This window comes from Henriciella sp., assembly GCF_029937755.1.
Taxonomy (GTDB): domain Bacteria; phylum Pseudomonadota; class Alphaproteobacteria; order Caulobacterales; family Hyphomonadaceae; genus Henriciella.
The window spans coordinates 156,817-175,156 of the sequence record NZ_JAPYPG010000006.1 but is presented as its reverse complement, the minus strand read 5'-3'; the positions used below and the strand labels follow the sequence as shown (position 1 = coordinate 175,156).

Here is an 18,340-nt window from a genome sequence, read left to right as displayed (position 1 = left end):
CGCGCCCCGTTTGTGGTCATCGGCCGGCTCATTCGCCGGTCTCGTCATAGTCGCACTCGCCATAGAATTTCACGGCGTCCCCCTCAACCGGGTAAATCACGCGGACCGAACCGGAATGCTCGCTTTCGGCCTGCCCGTCGCGCGGATCGAGAAGGATCACTTCAAGCTCGACGCTGTCATCTTCGGTGACATAGCGGCGCGTTTCCATACCCGCGCCGAAACCGGCCTCGACCTCGGTCAGCCGGGTCACTTCGCCGTCGAGCTTGGCATAGCCGTGATAGACCGCGTCGCCCATCGAGGTGACGAAGACGTAGCTGCCGCCCTCGCCGCTCGTATCGGTATTCTCCGCCGTGAAGGCGCAGAACGGGTCCTCGACCGGACTTTCCATGTCGGTGGCGATGGTGGGCGCGGTGGCCTCGGGCTCGGTTTCGCCCTCATCGGGGCCGTTCCCGCCGCAAGCTGCGAGCCCCAGCACCAGAGACGACATCATAATGCCAGCGAGCCTCATGCCGCGCGCTCCTCTTCCTGTTTCGCCCAGAGTTCGGCCGCCCCACGCGCAAGGTCACGCACCCGGCCGATAAAGGCCTGGCGCTCGGTCGGCGAGATCGCGCCGCGCGCATCGATCAGGTTGAAGACGTGGCTGGCTTTCAGCGCGAAGTCATAGGCCGGCAGCGGCTTTCCCGCTTCGCGCAGCGCCTTGGACTGGCTCTCGCAGCCGGTGAACCAGGTCTGCAGCATGTCGACATCGGCCAGTTCGAAATTGAAGGCCGACTGCTCACGCTCATTCTGCAGGAAGACATCGCCATAGGAGAGCGGCACTTCCGAGGCCGGGTCGTTGAACGGCAGATTATAGACATTGTCGACGCCGAACACATACATGGCGAGGCGCTCCAGCCCGTAGGTCAGCTCGCCGGATACCGGGAACACATCCAGCCCGCCGACCTGCTGGAAATAGGTGTACTGGCTGACTTCCATGCCGTCGCACCAGACTTCCCAGCCAAGCCCCCAGGCCCCCACCGTCGGGTTCTCCCAGTCGTCTTCCACAAAGCGGATATCGTGGACCATCGGGTCGATACCGATCTCGTAGAGCGAGTTGAGATAGAGGTCCTGCAGGTTTGCCGGGTTGGGCTTCAGGATGACCTGGAACTGGTAGTAATGGCCAAGCCGGTTCGGGTTCTCGCCATAGCGCGCATCGGCCGGGCGGCGCGAGGGCTGTACGTAAGCCGCGCGCCAGTCCTTCGGCCCCAGCGCGCGCAGCACGGTCGCCGGGTGCAGGGTGCCGGCGCCAACCTCCATGTCATAGGGCTGCAGGATGGCGCAGCCCTGAGCGGCCCAATAGCTCTGCAGCCTGAGGATCAGGTCCTGGAAGGAAGCGGGTTTTTCGCGCGCGGTCGGTGCTGTCATGGGGCGCCTGAATCGGTAGCCAGAATATGAGGGGTCCGGCCTACTCTCAGATCACAAATTTCGCAACTGCGGGGTGTAGGCGCGGGGGCAAGCCTGGTCATCGTGGAGATGAGCAAGCGCTCATGCCTGCATCACAACGAAAAAAATTGAAAGCGCCGTTTAGCCAGAATTTACTTCAGGTTGATCCTATTGCCCCGACCAGACCGGGAGCCCGCCATGAAGTCACCTCTCCGCCGCACCGGGCTTGTGGTGAGCATCATCTTGTCATGCGAGCTTTCCACCCTTTTTCTTTTCCAGAATTCGCCGAACATTCAGATGTTTGCGCAGACTGAGCCTAATACTTACGATAGCATAAGGGCCGCCCGGATCGATGATTTGCCTAGCGCCAACGAGCCGGTTGAGTTGGAATGCAAGCCGGGTTGCTGACTGGTCCGTGATGAACAGATGGGACTTCTGGTACCGGACTGGTGCGTCGAATGGACGGTTGGCAGCAACGAAATGTGTGCGCAGGACAAGTCCGGGAAACGGAAATGTGTTTTCCGGGACGGTGATATTCGCAAGGCCACGTCCCAAACGCCTGCCTATTGTACGCGGATTTCCCTCGGCCTTTTGGCATCACATCTATCCGGCCCCTATCAGGTAAGGGTTTCCGAACTCGCGCCCCTTGATCAAGTGCCGCATAGACCGTCAGACACCGGTATCTTGGTTCGGTGCGAACCGGGTTGTCTCGTCAATCAGGAAGAATTTGCCTGGCAGCCTCCAGATCAATCAAGAAGACCGGAGTGGTGTGCCAAGCTTTGGGACGGCCGCGAAATGCACCGGATGAACAATTACTTTCGAACGATCCTCCACCCCTATCCAGACGATAGCGGGCTGGCTCGATGTACGGCGATAAACGTTCAATACATGTCGGGGGAATAGCGCGTGACAGCGCCACACGGTCCGCAACCTACGAAAGCCCGGTGGCGGCAATTTCGCTGCCGGGCTTAGGGCGGAATTTACTTCAGGTTGATCCTATCTCCCCAGCCGAGACCGGGAGACCGCCATGAAGACACGCCTTCGCCAACGTGCCAGGTTTCTTACCCTTGCCGTCCTGGGCTTTTCAGCCTGTTCGCCATCGGCACCATCGTCCTCCGAGGCAGGGCGTCCTGTCGGGTTTTTCTACAGCCTTAAAGCCGACTTCAAATTGAAGGAAACCGGCGAGACGGTCAGCTTTGATTATGTCGTTGCCTGCAATTACACCGCATTCGAGAATATCCACACAACGGACACGGCGTTTACGGCCCTGGCGCCGGAGATGATGTACCAGCCAGCCGGGGACAGGCATGCGATCGCGATCACAACCATCGACATGTGTGAGGGCGACAGATGGGAGCCCTACACATCCGATCCGCAGAAGGGTCAAGAGCGAATCCCAGAGGATCTTCGCCCGCTCGCAATCTGGTTTGATGATATCGAGGATTTGAGCCAGGGCTGGGGCTACAAGACGGATGATGCCTATGAAAGTCCGTTAGCGAAAATCGAGTTTGTCGGTGCCAGCGTGGAGAAAGCAACGCTTGAGGAATGGAAGGCGTGACGCGAACAGGCGGAAGCGGACTATGAGCAGATCGGCGCGCTCCCCGGCGCCCATGGCTACAATTTAATCGGTCCAAAGCCGCCTCAGGGGCCTGGCACGTACGGTTGGGTTGATGCGCGCTGTCCGGCCATGGGAGCGGCGCAGCTAAAGGATGAATGGGTTGAGGCGGTCTTTAGCATGGATCGCTACGCGAACGCTGATTATGTTCACCTTGAAGACATTATGCGTCAGGATATCGATCTCTATCGCAACCTTTTCGGGTTCCCGAACGAGATATTCGCGAACGGAAACACCTGGCGCAATTACAGACGAGACCGCTCCGCCGGCCACATTTCTGACTATGGCACGCTCACACGCTCCGGCGGTGGCCATGTGGATCGCTATAATGGTCCGGATGGCACAGCCTATCGCGAGGTCTATCCGCTCATTCCAAGGTCGGTGGAGATGGCCGGGACCGAGCCGCCGCAAGACGTTTATTATATGCGCGTCCTGACCGATCCTGAATATAAGGGATTCGGCTTCTGCAACAGCGGCTTCCGCAAGCTCGATAACCTGGCCACCCCATTACCGGCAAGCGTCACGCCCACGGGAGAACCCTGGCCGCCAGGCGACCCCGACCCGCGGTCAAAGCACTATGTCGTGCGGATTGGGGAAACAGAGATTTTCGGTGACCCCGATACTGGAGCGCTCATCGGACAGGTGGGCTTCTATTTTGTCGCCCGTGACGGGCGGCTCTTCTTCCGCGATCTTTGAGTAACTCAAACTGAGCTTCTAGACCTCCGCCTACTGTTCAGTCGCAAGACGGTCGCTTTCGAAAGTGTGGGGTCTGGGTAGCTAGTCGCAAGCGTGATCGTGGTCCGCGCTTTCGACGGTCTTCCTGTTGAAGACGGCCGCGTAGAATTTCGGATGCGCCAGCGCGCCGGCGGCGACGCTGAGGAGCCCGCCGGAAATCATCAGAAGGGTGAACCAGGCCTGCATGCGAGCATCATAGCATGAAAGCGGGCAGTGTCGGAAAGCCGGCCGGAACGCTTTCAAAACTGGGCTGTTTCCGGACTGTCACCGGACTGTTTTCGGACTCCGCATTTGCCGGAATACCCTCCCCCTTATCCCCAGGACAGATCTGCCCCGTCTCGCGTGATGGACTCGATCAGCGGGCTCCGCGGACCACCCTTCGACTCGTAGAGGTCGATGCCGGCGAGCAGCCGCATCGAGCCGGCGCGCAGGCCCTTGCGGGCCTTCACGATAACGCGCTTTGCATCCGCGCCGGGAAAAGATCGAACCGGCATGACGGTGATCTCGCCCGTGCGCCGTTCGATGGCGGCAAGGATGCGCGCAAGTTCGGAGGCGCGGTGGATCATCACGAAACGGCCCTTCGGCTTCAGCGTGTGGAGCATGGCCCCGACCCAATCCTTCAGCGGGACGGATTCCACATAGGCGGCCTGACGGCCTGCGCCCGGCTGGGTGGTTTTCCCCGCCTCGAAGAAGGGCGGATTGGAGAAAGCGAGGTCGAACCGGTTCTCCCAGTCGGCGGGAATGGCGCCAATGTCCTGCTGGCGCACGCTGACACGGTCGCCAAAGCCGTTCTCGGCAATGCCCTTCCGGGCAAGATCGAGCATGAGCGGATCGGCCTCAAGCCCTGTAAAACTTGTATTTTTCAGCCGCCAGGCGGCAGGGAAGAGCGCGCCGCCTGCCCCGCAGCCAAACTCGCAGGCCTCGCCTGTCTGGTTCGCGTCGAGGGCGGCAGCCAGCAGCACGCTGTCAGTGCCCGCGCGAAAGCCCTTTTTCGGTTGAAAAACAGTGACATGACCACCCAGGAAGGCGTCGGTCGTCACCTCCTGCTCAGCCATCCTGGTCGAGCTCGCTCAGCTCGCGGCGGGCCCGGTCGGCATCATCCGGGTGCACCACCACACGGATCGGTACCAGCGGCCCGCGCCCATCGATATAGGCCGTGTGTTCGTCGAGCACATAGGCCTCGATACCGGCCTCCGATAGCAGGTGGCGTATGTAACTCAACTTGACGGGATCGTTCGTTCGGAACACTTCTTCCATAATCACCTTCCGCTATATGCGGCCCTTAACCGCAGCACTAGCTTGCCCTGCTGGTGCTATCTAGTATGACTTCGCCAGAGCGACCGGACAGGACCCCTCGTGACCATAACTGCCACAGCGCGCAATTCCGGCAATGACAAGACTGTTATCGACCGCCTGCAGGCCCTCCTGGAGGAGGATCTGACACAGGTCGAGACGCTTTTGGCCGCCCGGGCCAAGAGCCCGGTCGACATCATTCCCGACCTGTCAGGCTATATTGTCTCGGCTGGCGGCAAGCGGCTGCGCCCGCTGATCACGCTGGCGGCCGCCAAGGCTGTCGGCGGCACAAGACATTCAACGCACGCGCTTGCGGCAGCAGTTGAGTTCATTCACACCGCTACGCTGCTGCATGACGATGTCGTCGATGAGAGCGACCTTCGGCGCGGAAAGCCGGCGGCCAAGTCGGTCTGGGGCAATTCGGCCTCGATCCTGGTCGGTGACTTCCTCTTCGCGCGGGCCTTCACGCTTATGGTGGAGACCGGCTCGCTGGAAATCCTCAATATCCTGTCAAACGCCTCTTCCGTGATTGCCGAAGGCGAGGTCCGCCAGCTGGCCGCACAGGGCAAGCTCGACCTGCCGACAGAGGACTATCTCGCCATCATCGAGGCAAAGACGGCAGCCCTGTTTGAGGCGGCAAGCCGCGCGGGCGCGCTGTCCGGGGGCAGCGAAGAACACGCCGACGCCCTCGCCGCCTATGGCAAGAATCTCGGTCTCGCCTTCCAGATCGTCGATGATGTGCTGGATTATGGCGGGGCAACTTCCGTTATCGGCAAAGTCGTCGGCGACGATTTCCGGGAAGGCAAGATTACCCTCCCCGTCATCATTGCACGGCGCCGTGGCCGCACCGAGGACCATGACTTCTGGGAACGCGCGCTCGACATCGAGAAGCAGACCGATAGCGATCTCGCCCGCGCCATTCATCTGATCCGTACAACGGGCGCGGCCGAAGCAACGATTACCGAAGCCGAAGCCTATGCGAACCTCGCCAAGTCGGCGCTGAAATCGCTTCCCGAGAGCCCGTGGCGAGATGTACTCGGTGACCTTGCCGACTTCACGGTGAAGCGAGCCTACTGATTGCCGGGATTCACCTTTTGAAAATGCAGTTCACGTCAGACTTGTGCCACATCCGTGGTTTCAGATGGGCGGGACTGGACAGGTTCTGCCTGCCCCGGCACAGTTTGTTATCCGGCCTAAAGGACCTTCAATGAGACAGCTTCTGACATCGGCAATTGCGCTTTCTGCCCTCTCGATTGCAGGCTGTGCGAACCAGCCGTCCGGGACTGATCTGTCAGAGTCAGATCAGGCCGCGCTCGATGTCCGCAAGAAAGAAGTTCTTGGCGCCCTGTCGGCCTATGGCGGCGTCTATGATGTTTCCGATGCGGCCATGCAGACCGCCGTACTCTCTGAAGACGGCAAGCCGGTCGGGCTGCTCGCCTATGAATCGCCTGTTGATGCGGTCAAGGCAGGAGACATGGCCGCCTTCATCGCATCGGTGAAAACCAATTCGAGCAAGGACGGTGAGCTTACACCGTTCGGGTCGGTCGTTCTGTCGATCGATGATGCTGCCGGGGGCGACCCTGCCACTGCGCTTGAGACCCTTCAGCCGGCCCTCGACAGCAGTGACATGACCATCATGGCTGGTTTCCTGAAGGCCTGGTATCTCGCCATGGAAGGCGACTTCAATGCCGCTGTCGATGCCCACCGCGAGGTCGGTTCCCGCCTGCCGGGCCTGACGGGTGACCTGTCGCTGGCGGCCCTGCTGGAAGTGGCGGGCCGCGAAGAAGAGGCGCTGGCCGTCTATTCGGCCATCACGCCAACAGAAATCGAGGCGCCGGAACATGAATTCGACCCGCAGACGCTGCTCTACAGCCATGTGAAGCTGGTCATTGCCCGCCAGGCCATCCTGCTGCGCCGGCTCGGACGGCTCGACGAAGCCAAGGCGCTCTACACGCGTCTGGCCGAAGCAGAACCGGAACAGAGAGCTTCATATGCTGCGGCCATCAATCAGCTCGATACCGGCCGGGGGCTGGATGATGATGCGCCTGACGTGAACACGGCCTTTGCCCGCTCACTCAGCGACTACTCGCTCTCGCTTTCCTATCAGCGCCTCATCCGGTCAGCCTTTGTCGGTGAGCGCATACGAGGTTTCGACGACACCAAGTCCGCGTTCGATCAGCTTGCCCTTCTGATCGATCCCGACAATGAGGATCTGCGCCTCGCCGTCATCGGCGAATTCTATGATGAGACCATGTTCGAGGCCGCCGCACATGTGGCCCAGGCCGCCCCTGAGCGGACCGCAGGCCTGCAACTTGCCATCGCCCAGTCACAGGTCCGGCTTGGCCATACCGAGAAGGCACGCACGGCGCTCGACAAGGCGATCGGCCTTGCAGAAGATGACGAGGAACTCGGCACCTATTCGACGGCGATGATGATCTATGCGCTGCTCGACGATCAGAAAAAGGCGACCGAAATTGCCGAACTGATGCCAGATCTTGCAGAGACCGATGCCGAGAAGGCCAGCGCTCACGGGTCAAGCTCTGCCATCTATTCGCAATTCGGCGAGTTCGAACAGGCCCTCTACCATGCCCGCGAGGCCCGGGCTCTCGACGACACGCATGACCGGCGCATGGCGCTCGCGAATGCGCTGGCGGACGCGAACGAAATTGATGAGGCGCTGCGCCTTATCCGTACCGAAGCCCTGGCACGGCCGAACGACCCCTACATGCTGAACACGCTCGGCTATTTCCTGGTCGAGCATACCGACAATTATACTGAGGCCTATCGGGTTCTTGCGCGCGCCAACTCACTTGCTCCGGCCGATCCATATATCAGCGACAGCTTCGGCTGGGCCCGTTTCAAGCTGGGGGACCTCGAAGGTGCCCGGCGCTATATCGAACAGAGCCGGGAAGAGCTGGCGCCCAATATTCATTGGGAAATCGAGGACCATCTAGGCGACATCTACTGGCATCTCGGTGACAAGGACGCTGCCCGCGAAGCCTGGCAAAAGGCCCTCGATGACTATCCGAGCGACGACAAGCGTGCCGCCATCAGGGACAAGCTGGACAATGGAATCCAGGGCCCTCCGCCAGAGAAGAAACCGTTACCGGATGTCTCTCTGGGCGATGAAGGCGAGGTCAGGCGTCAGGATATCTGAGGCCGCCCCCATCTGTGATTGCGTTTTCGTAAGCTTTAGCCCTCAATAGGATCGAGGGTCAGAGCAATATCCGGGCGTCGGGTCAAAGAACGAATCTGGGCGGGTGCTGCTTGATGGAATTGCGCTCGGCAGGAGTTTCGATCATCACATGACTATGCGTTTCGGGTCCGCTGCTGCCATTGCCGTCCTCCTTCTGTCCGCCTGCGCTTCGTCAGGCAACCGGGAAGACGAGCTTGTCGCCCGGCTGGCGGCTGCGCGCGCCGACGCGCAGACCAACGCCTCCGCAGACAATTACAGCCAGTTTCTGATCGCCCGCTATGCTTCGCTGATCAACGATCCGAACGAGGCGGCAGCCAAGTACGCTCTGGTTGCCAGCTCGCGCCCGGATGACCTGTCGATCATAGACCGCGCGGTGTTTTCGGCCCTGCTGGCTGACCAGTTCAAACTGGCCCGCTCCATCTCCGCCAAGACCGGCGCCGATACGCTCGTCAATTCCGACCTTGCACGGATCGTTCTCGCAGCCGATTCCCTTTCCAGGGCGCGATATGACGAGGTGCCCGTGCACCTCGAAGGGCAGCCGCCAGCCCTTTTTAATTCCCTTGTCTTCACTTCGCTACGCGCCTGGGCGCTGTTTGGAAAAGGGCAATGCGGTGAGGCCCAGCTTGCCTTGCTGGAAGCCTCAAGCGGCGATCCGTATCTCGACAGCCTCCTTCTAAACCTGCTCGGCCTGCTCGAAGTCGCGTGCGGCAATGACGAAGATGCTCTGGCCACTTTTTCCCGGATCGATACGAACGGAACGCTGATCGCCATGGCGGCCGAAAACTATGCGCGCCTGCTGTCGGCCACTGGGCAGAACGAAAAGGCGCTCGATACGCTGGAGCGCTTCCGAAGCAGTGCTGGTCATAATCCTGTCGTGACAGATCTGATCACCCGCCTTGAAGCCGGCGAGCGGCTTGAAATTCACCGCGCCGATGCCCGCGAGGGGGCCGCTGTGGCCGTCTATGTACCGGCCGCTGCCCTGGCCTCCCAGTCGCAGACGGACCTGCCGGGCGTCTACTACTCAATCGCCTTGACGCTCGACCCGGAGCTGCATGCCGCGCGCGCGCTCTGGGCCGATGCCCTGGACGTTGCCGGGCGTCGCGAGGAATCGATCGCAATGCTGGAAACAATTCCGGCCAGCTCCCCCTATTACACGACCGCGCGCGGCCAGCTGGCCTGGGCCCTGCGCCGTGATGACCAGAAAGAGAAGGCGCTCAAACTCGTCTATCACACACTGTCAGCCAATCCGGGGCGCGACCTCAAGATCCAGATGGGCGACTTGTTGCGCTCACTCGGCCGGGAAGGCGAAGCCGCTACGGTCTTCACCGAGATCATCGACGCTGACGACGCGACCGGTAATCCGGACTGGCGGCTGTATTATGCACGCGGGGCCCTGCGCGAAGGGATGGGCCTCTGGCCTCTGGCCGAAGAAGATCTGAAGACCGCCAAGACGCTCAATCCGAATGCGCCGGAAGTGCTCAACTATCTTGGCTATAGCTGGATCGACCGGGGCATAAACCTGGAAGAAGGCCTCGACCTGATCCGCAAGGCGCTGACCCTGCGCCCCAATAGCGGCGCAATTACCGACAGCCTTGGCTGGGCCCACTACAAGCTCGGTAATATCGACGCCGCTATCGGCTATCTCGAACGCGCCGCCGAACTTGAGCCCGGTCTGGCAGAAATCAGCGATCACCTCGGCGATGCCTACTGGGCTGCCGGACGGCAGACCGAAGCGCGGTTCCAATGGCAGCGCGCCATCACCCTTATGGAAGACCAGGACGAAATCGAGGATATGCGGCGCAAGATGCTGACCGGGCCGAAGCCCTATCCCGTCCAGGCGCAGCGTCCCTGATGCTGGCGCCGGCGAAGGTCAATCTGTTCCTTCATGTCGGACCCGTGAAGGAGAACGGGCGCCACGATCTCGACTCACTGGTCATGTTCGCCGGGCCAGAAGCCGCCGACCGTCTCGACGCACGCAAGGCCGCCGAGCCGAGCCTGACCTTGCATGGCGACTTCGCGACCCCCGACCTCGCCACGACAGACAATCTCGTCGTGCAGGCGCTGGCCGCCTGTGAAACCCGCGGCCTGCGTGTTCCATCGCTTGCGATCAGCCTGCACAAGGACCTGCCTGTCGCGGCGGGCCTGGGAGGCGGTTCGGCCGATGCCGGTGCGATGCTGCGTATCCTCGTCAGGCTCGGCACCATTACGCCGCCCGTCGCCATGACGCTGGCCGCCAGCCTTGGTGGTGACGTACCTGTGGCCTTTCTTTCGCGCCCTGCCCTCATGCGCGGCGAAGGGGAGAAAGTTATCCCGGTGCACGACCTCCCCGAACTGCCCGTTCTGCTGGTCAATCCTGGACTGGCCTGTCCCACCGGACCGGTCTTCCGAGCCTTCGATGAGGCTGGTGCCAGCGCCCCGCTCGACCTTGTCGACCTGCCAGAGCTGCATGATGTCAGGGCACTTGCCCATTGGCTGGAGAGCGAAACGCGCAATGACCTTCAGGCTCCGGCCATACAGCGCGTGCCGGAAATCGCCGGTGTTCTGGACGAACTGGCCGGAAGCCACGGATGCCTCCTGGCGCGCCTTTCCGGTTCCGGTGCCAGTTGCTTTGCACTTTTCCATTCACGTCTGGACCTCAAGGCAGCAAGCGATAGGCTGAAGGCGCGCCATCCCGGATGGTGGGTTGCGCCGAGCCTTCTCGGCGGGAGCGGAACCGGCTGATGGCCACCCTGATCCCCATACTTGCCGCGTTACTGGCCTTTGCGATCTCGTACTATGCCTGTGAGCTGATGAAGCGCACAGGTGTGACGGATGCGCCGGACGGCAAGCGCAAGACGCAAAGGGCGCCCGTGCCGCGGCTCGGCGGCGTGGGTGTCATGCTCGCAATTGCCATCGTCTTCGCGCTGCTGGCGCTCACCTATGGACTTCTCCCAGTCACCGGCGGCAGTGACTGGCTACCAGGTCCAGCGCCGATCACAGCCATCGCACTTGCCGCATCGGTGCTTCTGGCTGGTGTGGGTGCCTGGGACGACATTCACAATCTTGCACCGTCCACAAAACTCGGCTTTATCGCCATTATCTGCATTGCCGCGCCGATGCTCGGAGTCGCTGCTCCGTCGCTCGACTCTCCCTTTGGAACATTGACCCTGACCGCAGCGATGGTTGCCGGATCCGCGCTCTGGCTGATCGTCTTTTCCAATGCAGCCAACTTCATGGATGGCAGCAACGGACTGTCGCTTGGCTCACTTGCGGTAATGTTTGCCGGGCTCGGCGCGTGTCAGGCGGCAGAAGCGGGAGGCGTATTTCCGGCCGGCCTGCTGGTCATCTTCGCGGCTATCGGGGCTTTTCTCGTCCACAACATGCGCGGAACGCTCTATGCAGGCGATGCAGGCGCATTCGGGCTCGGCGGCCTGTTCGCGACATTGGCGCTCATTTCTGGTCTCCCGGTCTGGAGCATTGCGACGCTGGCCCTACCCTTCCTGATCGACGTGCTTCTTACGCTGATATTGCGCGCCCGGCGCCGCGACCCCTGGTTCGAGGCCCATACCGACCATGCTTATCAGGCGCTGCGGCGAACAGGCTGGAGCCATCTGGATGTCGCTGTACTCTGGTGGTCCCTTTCAGCAGCGTGCGCAGTGGCGGCCGCCATTGGCGTTTCAGGCGGCGGGGCCTTGCCCTTCATCCTGTTCTGGTTGATCGCCATCACCCTTTCCGGGTGCTGGTTCGCTGTCCTGCATAAGACGCGCAATCACCTGCCGGGCTCTGTCGGCGGATAGTTCCAGCGGCGGTGCCCATGGCCGGTTATTGGCAGCCATGAGGCCACCGACGCCAGCAAACAATGCACAAAAGATAAGGGCTACGAGGATCTCGCTCTGCGGCGCATCCATCATGGTTTCGGCGATCATGAACGCGATTGCGCCCAGCACCATAAGCGCGCCCATGATGAAAAAGGCCCAGCGCACACCACTGCCCGCACCGATCGCGACTTTCAATTCCGGTTTGCGCTCGGCCAGGTGTTCGAACACCGCACCAGCCAGCGACATGAACTCCCGGTTCTGATCACTCGGACGGCGGATGTTGCAGGCAATGCGACGGCGCGTCTTGCCTTCATGGAGGTCCAGCCAGGCCGCGTATGAACGTTGCGAGGACATCTCGGCGAAGCGCGCACTATCGACCATTCCGAGATCGCAGAACAGTTCGCCATTCCGGGTCAGGAAGCCGCCGTCCAGAGTCCAGTTGTCGCGCCCCCGCAAGAGGGCCGGCTTGAACTCGAAACTCTGGACGCCGTCAGGCAAACCGTTTCCTTACATGTTCGGATAGGCTGGGCCGCCGCCGCCTTCCGGGGTCTCCCAGTTGATGTTCTGGTTCGGATCCTTGATGTCGCATGTCTTGCAGTGAATGCAGTTCTGCGCATTGATCTGGAAGCGCGGCTCCTTGCCCTCTTCCTCAACCCACTCATAGACGCCTGCCGGGCAGTAGCGCGCAGACGGACCAGCATAGACATCGTGCTCGGACCGCTTTTGCAGCTCCATGTCCTTCACCACCAGGTGGACCGGCTGGTCCTCGGCATGGTTGGTGTTGGTGAAGGAGACGTTGGTCAGCTTGTCGAAGCTGATCTTGCCGTCAGGCTTGGGATAGTCGATCGGCTTGTGCTTCGAGGCAGGCTCCAGCGCGGCTGCGTCTGTCTTGCCATGGCCCATGGTGCCAAAGAAGGAGAAGCCACCGAGCAGCTTGGTCGTCCACATTTCGACACCCCCCATGAGCGTGCCGAGCGTGGTGCCCATCTTGGAAAGAAGCGGCTTCACATTGCGGACCGCAAACAGCTCCTTGCGGACAGCCGAGTCTTCATAAGCCTCCTGATAGGCGTGCAGTTCGTCGCCCTGGCGGCCTTCCTTGATAGCAGCAATCGCGGCTTCGGCGCCCATCATGCCGGTGAGGATGGCGTTGTGGCTGCCCTTGATCCGGGGCACATTGACGAAACCGGCCGAGCAGCCAATCAGCGCGCCACCCGGGAAAGTCAGTTTCGGCAGGGACTGATAGCCGCCTTCGGTAATGGCGCGGGCGCCGTAGGCCACGCGCTTGCCGCCCTGGATGAATTTCAGGATATCAGGATGGTGCTTCCAGCGCTGCAGCTCCTGATAGGGGGACATGTACGGATTCTTGTAGTTGAGGTGCACAACGAAGCCGAGCGAGACAAACGGCTCGCCACCATCGCGGAAGTGATAGAGGAAGCTACCGCCGCCCGTCTTGTCATCGAGCGGCCAGCCGAGCGTGTGCTGGACATAGCCTTCCTTGAAGTTCTCTTCCGGGACCGACCAGAGTTCTTTCAGGCCGATGCCGTATTTCTGAGGCTCGCGGCCTTCGGAAAGGTCGAATTTCTGGATCAGTTTCTTCGACAGCGATCCGCGCGCGCCTTCAGCGAACAGAACATACTTGCCGAGCAGCTCCATACCCGGCTCATAGTCGGGCTTGTGGCTGCCATCCTGGGCAATGCCCATGACGCCGGCGACAACGCCTTTCACTTCGCCATCATCACCATAGACGATTTCGGAGGCTGCAAAGCCCGGGAAGACCTGAACACCAAGGTTCTCGGCTTCCTGGCCAAGCCAGCGGGCCACATTGGCGAGCGAGCCGGTGAAGTTGCCATGGTTCTTCATATAACCCGGCATCGGTAGCCATGAGATGTCCATCGACCCCTTCGGCCCGAGCCAGACGAACTTGTCGCCGGTGACTTCGGTCTTGAGCGGGCGGTCATCGCGCTCGCGCCAGTCAGGGATAAGCGCATCGAGACCGGACGGGTCGACAACGACACCTGAAAGGATGTGCGCACCGATTTCGCCACCTTTTTCCAGCACGACGACTTCCAGTTCGTCACCGGCTTCGTTGGCGATTTGCTTGGCGCGGATAGCGGCCGCAAGGCCAGCCGGTCCGCCGCCGACAATCACCAGGTCGAATTCCATCGATTCGCGTTCTACAGTCTCACTCATCAAATCACTCCCAGCTGTGGCCGCTCACGCCAGCCCGCTCTATACATGGTCCGGTGACGGTCTACAGTCGAATCCGCCGAATGCCAAAGGGTCTGAATGTCCCAGACTGATCCTTCCCTTGCGTTAAAAGCCCTCACAGACTGGTGGGGCGAGATGGGCGTCGACGTCGACGAGACCCAGATACGTGCCCTGCGCAAGGCTGCCGAATCGCGCACCGCTGAAGCTCCGGCGCCCAAATCCTCGAATGAGCAGCCGCAACGGCTGCCGCGCCACCTGATGAAGAAAACCCATGCCGACTGGGTCAACGAAGCCAAGACGCTGGCGGCAGATGCACAAACGCTCGATGCGCTGAAGACGGCAATCGAAGGCTTTGACGGCTGTATCCTGAAGGAATCAGCGCGCAACACGGCCTGTTTTGACGGCGTGCAGGGCGCCCCGGTCATGGTCATCGGCGAAGGACCCGGCGCGGAAGAGGATGCGCGCGGCCTCCCCTTTGTCGGCAAGGCCGGCCAGCTGCTCGACAAGATGCTCGCCGCCATCGGTCTGTCGCGCAAGGAAAATACCTTCATCACCAATGTGAACTACTGGCGCCCGCCGGGGAACCGCAATCCGAGCGATGAGGAACTGGAGCTCTGCCGGCCCTTCGTCGACCGGATGATCGAACTGGGTCAGCCGAAGCTGATTATCGCCGCAGGCGGCGTGGCGGCGAAGTCGCTGCTGCAGTCGCGCGTCGGCATCATGAAGCTGCGCGGCTCCGAACATGCGCTGAAGACGCCCGGCGGCTATGAGGCGCCAATGTTCCCGATCTTCCACCCGGCCTTCCTCCTGCGCCGCCCGGAAGAAAAGAGCCGCGCCTGGCGGGACCTGCTGAATATTCAGGCCCGGCTCGAAGAACTCTCCTGACAAAGAAATAGCCCGGAGTGTGAGGGGACACTCCGGGCCGGGGAAGCCCTGATGCGCGCGAGGGGAACGCGGGGGCTTTCTTTGTGGCGGATATCCACCGGATGTGCAGTCCGGCGCCTAATCCTGCGCACACTAACTTTTATTCTTCGAGCTTCTCCTCGGCTTTCTCGTCTACAAGCTCGAGTTCAGCGTCCTTACGCTTCTCAAACGCCGATCCGATCTTTTCGTTCCCGTCTTCGCCAATAACGTCTTCAGCAACAGGAAATATATCTTCCTCTTCTTCTTCGATATGGTGCTCATAACGGTGACGCATTTCCTTGAACTTGGTCAGCCAGGCTGGAGACGAGAACTCTATTTCATTCAATTCTTCCATCATGTCGTCGAGCTCCTTGTGCTCGGCGACCGAGTGACGGCCTTCAGGCTGGCCTTCCCCGTCAGCGATGAGCTTTGAGTAGAAGGTTTCTTCCTCTGCGGCGGCATGGGCGCTGACATCGTGGAAGAACGTATCCCACGCCTTCCGGCGCTCTTCCGAATCACCTTGCGTGTCGGCGATTTGTGCGAGCAGCTTACGGTGGCGGTCGTGGTCCTGTTTCAGGGTTTCGTAAATCGTTGACATGTCTCGTTTCCTTCTTGCGGAATTACAAAGATCAAACGCGGTATATGAGCCGAGCGTTCCCGGCAGATCGACGCACTCGACGCCAGCCTGATTTGAATTAAGAGACGACACTGATGCCCGCGCCGATTTCGATCATCATCCCGACGCTTAATGCCGAAGCAGACCTGCCTGGTTGCCTCGACAGCCTGATGCCAGGACTGGACGCGGGCCTCATTCGCGAACTCATTATCAGCGACGGGGGCTCGACCGACGGGACCGAAACGATCGCGGAGGCCGCAGGTGCGAGGATCCTTGCCGGAGAGAAAGGCCGCGCAAAGCAGCTCATCGCTGGCGCAGAACCCGCACGCGGGGACTGGCTGCTCTTTCTACATGCTGACACGGTGCTTTCACGCGACTGGGCCGAGCACGTCATGGAGCATCTGAACACCCGGCCGGAAATAGCCGCGGTTTTCACACTCGCCTACCGGTCCGATGACCGGATGGCCAAGGCGATTGCCGCACGCGCCAATCGCCGGGCCCGGTGGCTGGGCCTGCCCTATGGAGACCAGGGTTTGCTGGTCTCGCGCGCGCTTTATGACGAGATCGGCGGCTATGACGACATTCCGCTGATGGAAGATGTGCGCATCGTGCAGGCCATCGGTAAGAAGCGGATCGCCATTCTTTCAGCGGAGGCGCGGACCTCTGCCGCCAAATACGAGCGCGATGGCTGGCGCCAGCGCAGCTGGCGGAACACCTGGCTGATCACACGCTATCTGATGGGCGCCTCTCCCGAGAGTCTCGCCCGGCTCTACCGTTAGAGGTCTTCCGCGTGCGCCTGCCACCAGGCGTCTGTCGCCAGCCCAGCCCGGTGAGCGGTGAGAAGGGTTTCCTTCAACTGGTCGAGCGAGACAGGCTGGCACTCGGTGACCTTGCCAGCGCCAATCGTCCCACCTTCTGCCTCGAATTGCCCGAGCACCGCATCATCGAGTTCTTCGCAATCCAGCGCCGCGATCTGCATGGTCGCCCCGCGCTCATCAGGCGCAGGAAGCCGACGTGCCAGGCCATAGGTATAGGCAATTCCGTCCTCGGTCTGCAGGCCGGCTTCGGCGATGAAAACCTGGCGGCCACCTGCCTGAATCAGCGGTGCGAAACGCACGAGGAGGTCTTCCTCTTCGGGATTGGGCGCCTCGGCAAGATAGCCGTCATCCTGGCGTTGCAGGGTCAGACATGGATCGTCTGCGGCGAGACAGACGATGATCTCGTCTTCGGCGGGCAAGACAGCAGCCTCTGCTTCGATCAGCGATTCTTCCGATACAAAACAGCCTGCCAGAAAAGGCAACAAGGCCGCGGGCCATAGTCTCCGCAAGAGCGACATCATGATCAATTCCCCTCCTGATGCGTTCGGTTCACAGAAGCATCCGAAAACAAGATGGCTATTGCATGACCAGACCGACGTTGCTGATTTTCACCAAACCACCGCGCATCGGCGTCTCGAAGACGCGGCTGGCAAAAGATGTCGGTCGCGCTGAAGCCCGCAGGATCGCACATTATACAACGGCAAAGACGATGCAGGCTGTGAAGGGTCTCGGCTGGGCATGCGAGCTGCACATCGAGCCAGCCCGTGCCGTCGGGGAGACATTGGGCGGTCTCTGGCCAGCACACATTGCGCATATGCCGCAAGGGCGCGGCGATCTGGGTGACCGAATGGGAAAAGCCATGGAGAACGCGCCGCCTGGCCCCGTCATCTTTATAGGAACGGACGCACCAGGCATCGGGCAGCATCACCTTCTGCGGGCGGCGCGCGACCTTCGCCACGACGGCGCCGTGTTCGGCCCCGCGGCCGATGGGGGTTTCTGGCTTCTCGGTCTCAGTCAAAGCCTTCGCGACCGGCGCGTATTCGAGGGCGTTCGATGGTCAGGACCGCATGCTATGGAGGATGTCTGGTCAAACCTGCCAAGCCGGGCCCACGTTTCCCTGCTGCCACAACTGATTGACATAGATACCGGTAAGGACTGGATATTATTTAATCGTCAGTCACAAAACCGGCAAAGCGCAGCGCGCTTGATATAGGTTATCGACGCCTGACAGCAATTCGGACCAAGTCGCCCGACCGCGATAGCAAGGTCATTTGATGTACCGACTAGCCTATGTCAGCACCGCTGACGACGATCTCTCCGCCTACGACCTGCAAGACATTCTCGAAGCCGCCATCCGCAACAATGGCAAGGTCGGCGTGTCGGGCACCGTCTTATTCAACGGGCTCAATTTCCTCCAGATCCTGGAAGGTCCGGAAGCCGCGGTGGAGAATATCTATGCGCGCATCTGCATGGATGAGCGCCACGCCCACGTCGTTACCATCTTCAGGGAGTCGGGCGTTCGCCGCTGCTTCGATGATTCCCCCATGACGCTCAACACTGTGAAGTGCGAGGTCGGCGACCTGCCTGACGGACTGGCCCTATCCTCCAATATCGACCTGTTCATTCCAGCCGGACTGCCCAGCTATCTTCGGGGCATGATCTCCAGCTTCAATACAATGCGGGCCTAGCCACACCTGCACGAGTAAGGAGGCGCTGGCCAGGTATCCACAGGACTTG

21 protein-coding genes are annotated in these 18,340 nt (G+C 61.0%); 12 read left to right on the top strand and 9 right to left on the bottom strand.

Features of this window, described 5'->3' with window-relative positions; genetic code table 11:
- Nucleotides 1–28: 28 nt before the first annotated feature.
- Both Q1K29_RS13920 and Q1K29_RS13915 read right to left on the bottom strand, forming a co-directional pair.
- A complete protein-coding gene (locus Q1K29_RS13920) occupies nt 29–508 on the bottom strand; it encodes a hypothetical protein (RefSeq protein WP_300395708.1) in 480 nt (159 codons plus the stop codon).
- Nucleotides 505–1,404: a glycine--tRNA ligase subunit alpha gene (locus Q1K29_RS13915; RefSeq protein WP_300395707.1), complete on the bottom strand. Its 900-nt coding sequence runs from the start codon at nt 1,402–1,404 to the stop codon at nt 505–507. Before Q1K29_RS13915 ends, Q1K29_RS13920 begins: the two co-directional genes overlap by 4 nt.
- Before the next feature lie 216 nt (nt 1,405–1,620).
- Here Q1K29_RS13915 and Q1K29_RS13910 point away from each other — a divergent pair, with 216 nt between their 5' ends.
- The 3 genes from Q1K29_RS13910 (at nt 1,621) to Q1K29_RS13900 (ending at nt 3,733) form a co-directional block, all read left to right on the top strand.
- The gene (locus Q1K29_RS13910; protein WP_300395706.1) at nt 1,621–1,830 is read left to right on the top strand and encodes a hypothetical protein; all 210 of its coding nucleotides are present in this window, start codon (nt 1,621–1,623) and stop codon (nt 1,828–1,830) included.
- A gap of 619 nt (nt 1,831–2,449) precedes the next feature.
- The gene (locus Q1K29_RS13905; RefSeq protein WP_300395705.1) at nt 2,450–2,980 is read left to right on the top strand and encodes a hypothetical protein; all 531 of its coding nucleotides are present in this window, start codon (nt 2,450–2,452) and stop codon (nt 2,978–2,980) included.
- Between the two features lie 177 nt (nt 2,981–3,157).
- Complete coding sequence (locus tag Q1K29_RS13900) at nt 3,158–3,733, top strand: hypothetical protein (protein WP_300395704.1); 576 nt, start codon at nt 3,158–3,160, stop codon at nt 3,731–3,733.
- 81 nt (nt 3,734–3,814) lie between these two features.
- Here Q1K29_RS13900 and Q1K29_RS13895 read toward each other — a convergent pair whose 3' ends face one another.
- The 3 genes from Q1K29_RS13895 to Q1K29_RS13885 form a co-directional block, all read right to left on the bottom strand.
- Complete coding sequence (locus tag Q1K29_RS13895; protein ID WP_300395703.1) at nt 3,815–3,958, bottom strand: hypothetical protein; 144 nt, start codon at nt 3,956–3,958, stop codon at nt 3,815–3,817.
- A 125-nt stretch (nt 3,959–4,083) separates the two neighbouring features.
- Nucleotides 4,084–4,827 carry a methyltransferase domain-containing protein gene (locus tag Q1K29_RS13890; protein WP_300395702.1) on the bottom strand — a complete coding sequence of 248 codons (744 nt, stop codon included), beginning with the start codon at nt 4,825–4,827 and terminating at the stop codon, nt 4,084–4,086.
- Complete coding sequence (locus Q1K29_RS13885) at nt 4,820–5,029, bottom strand: DUF2007 domain-containing protein (RefSeq protein WP_300395701.1); 210 nt, start codon at nt 5,027–5,029, stop codon at nt 4,820–4,822. The genes Q1K29_RS13890 and Q1K29_RS13885 overlap by 8 nt, the downstream gene beginning before the upstream one ends.
- Before the next feature lie 99 nt (nt 5,030–5,128).
- Here Q1K29_RS13885 and Q1K29_RS13880 point away from each other — a divergent pair, with 99 nt between their 5' ends.
- From Q1K29_RS13880 to Q1K29_RS13860, 5 genes are all read left to right on the top strand, one after another.
- On the top strand, nt 5,129–6,142 hold the full coding sequence (locus Q1K29_RS13880) for a polyprenyl synthetase family protein (protein WP_300395700.1): 1,014 nt from the start codon (nt 5,129–5,131) through the stop codon (nt 6,140–6,142).
- Between the two features lie 130 nt (nt 6,143–6,272).
- Nucleotides 6,273–8,222, top strand: coding sequence for a tetratricopeptide repeat protein (locus Q1K29_RS13875; RefSeq protein ID WP_300395699.1), 1,950 nt, complete (start codon nt 6,273–6,275; stop codon nt 8,220–8,222).
- 148 nt (nt 8,223–8,370) lie between these two features.
- On the top strand, nt 8,371–10,113 hold the full coding sequence (locus tag Q1K29_RS13870) for a tetratricopeptide repeat protein (protein WP_300395698.1): 1,743 nt from the start codon (nt 8,371–8,373) through the stop codon (nt 10,111–10,113).
- Nucleotides 10,113–10,982 carry a 4-(cytidine 5'-diphospho)-2-C-methyl-D-erythritol kinase gene (locus Q1K29_RS13865; RefSeq protein WP_300395697.1) on the top strand — a complete coding sequence of 290 codons (870 nt, stop codon included), beginning with the start codon at nt 10,113–10,115 and terminating at the stop codon, nt 10,980–10,982. The genes Q1K29_RS13870 and Q1K29_RS13865 overlap by 1 nt, the downstream gene beginning before the upstream one ends.
- Nucleotides 10,982–12,037, top strand: a complete 1,056-nt coding sequence (locus tag Q1K29_RS13860) for a hypothetical protein (protein WP_300395696.1) — start codon at nt 10,982–10,984, stop codon at nt 12,035–12,037. Before Q1K29_RS13865 ends, Q1K29_RS13860 begins: the two co-directional genes overlap by 1 nt.
- On the opposite strand, the gene Q1K29_RS13855 is transcribed toward Q1K29_RS13860, so the two are convergent.
- Nucleotides 11,918–12,556 (bottom strand): hypothetical protein, encoded by a 639-nt coding sequence (locus Q1K29_RS13855; protein WP_300395695.1) that lies wholly within the window; start codon nt 12,554–12,556, stop codon nt 11,918–11,920. The two genes, Q1K29_RS13860 and Q1K29_RS13855, sit on opposite strands and share 120 nt — an antisense overlap.
- A gap of 9 nt (nt 12,557–12,565) precedes the next feature.
- The gene (locus Q1K29_RS13850) at nt 12,566–14,248 is read right to left on the bottom strand and encodes an electron transfer flavoprotein-ubiquinone oxidoreductase (RefSeq protein WP_300395694.1); all 1,683 of its coding nucleotides are present in this window, start codon (nt 14,246–14,248) and stop codon (nt 12,566–12,568) included.
- 96 nt (nt 14,249–14,344) lie between these two features.
- Here Q1K29_RS13850 and Q1K29_RS13845 point away from each other — a divergent pair, with 96 nt between their 5' ends.
- On the top strand, nt 14,345–15,151 hold the full coding sequence (locus Q1K29_RS13845) for a uracil-DNA glycosylase (protein ID WP_300395693.1): 807 nt from the start codon (nt 14,345–14,347) through the stop codon (nt 15,149–15,151).
- Nucleotides 15,152–15,290: 139 nt separating this feature from the next.
- On the opposite strand, the gene Q1K29_RS13840 is transcribed toward Q1K29_RS13845, so the two are convergent.
- Nucleotides 15,291–15,767, bottom strand: a complete 477-nt coding sequence (locus tag Q1K29_RS13840) for a hemerythrin domain-containing protein (protein ID WP_300395692.1) — start codon at nt 15,765–15,767, stop codon at nt 15,291–15,293.
- 113 nt (nt 15,768–15,880) lie between these two features.
- Here Q1K29_RS13840 and Q1K29_RS13835 point away from each other — a divergent pair, with 113 nt between their 5' ends.
- Nucleotides 15,881–16,564, top strand: coding sequence for a TIGR04283 family arsenosugar biosynthesis glycosyltransferase (locus Q1K29_RS13835; RefSeq protein ID WP_300395691.1), 684 nt, complete (start codon nt 15,881–15,883; stop codon nt 16,562–16,564).
- Here the strand turns inward: Q1K29_RS13835 and Q1K29_RS13830 are convergent.
- A complete protein-coding gene (locus Q1K29_RS13830) occupies nt 16,561–17,124 on the bottom strand; it encodes a hypothetical protein (protein ID WP_300395690.1) in 564 nt (187 codons plus the stop codon). The genes Q1K29_RS13835 and Q1K29_RS13830 overlap by 4 nt on opposite strands.
- Before the next feature lie 62 nt (nt 17,125–17,186).
- Between Q1K29_RS13830 and Q1K29_RS13825 the strand changes: the two genes are divergently transcribed.
- Nucleotides 17,187–17,816 (top strand): TIGR04282 family arsenosugar biosynthesis glycosyltransferase, encoded by a 630-nt coding sequence (locus tag Q1K29_RS13825; RefSeq protein WP_300395689.1) that lies wholly within the window; start codon nt 17,187–17,189, stop codon nt 17,814–17,816.
- 61 nt (nt 17,817–17,877) lie between these two features.
- On the top strand, nt 17,878–18,291 hold the full coding sequence (locus Q1K29_RS13820; protein WP_300395688.1) for a BLUF domain-containing protein: 414 nt from the start codon (nt 17,878–17,880) through the stop codon (nt 18,289–18,291).
- The last annotated feature ends 49 nt before the right edge of the window (nt 18,292–18,340 follow it).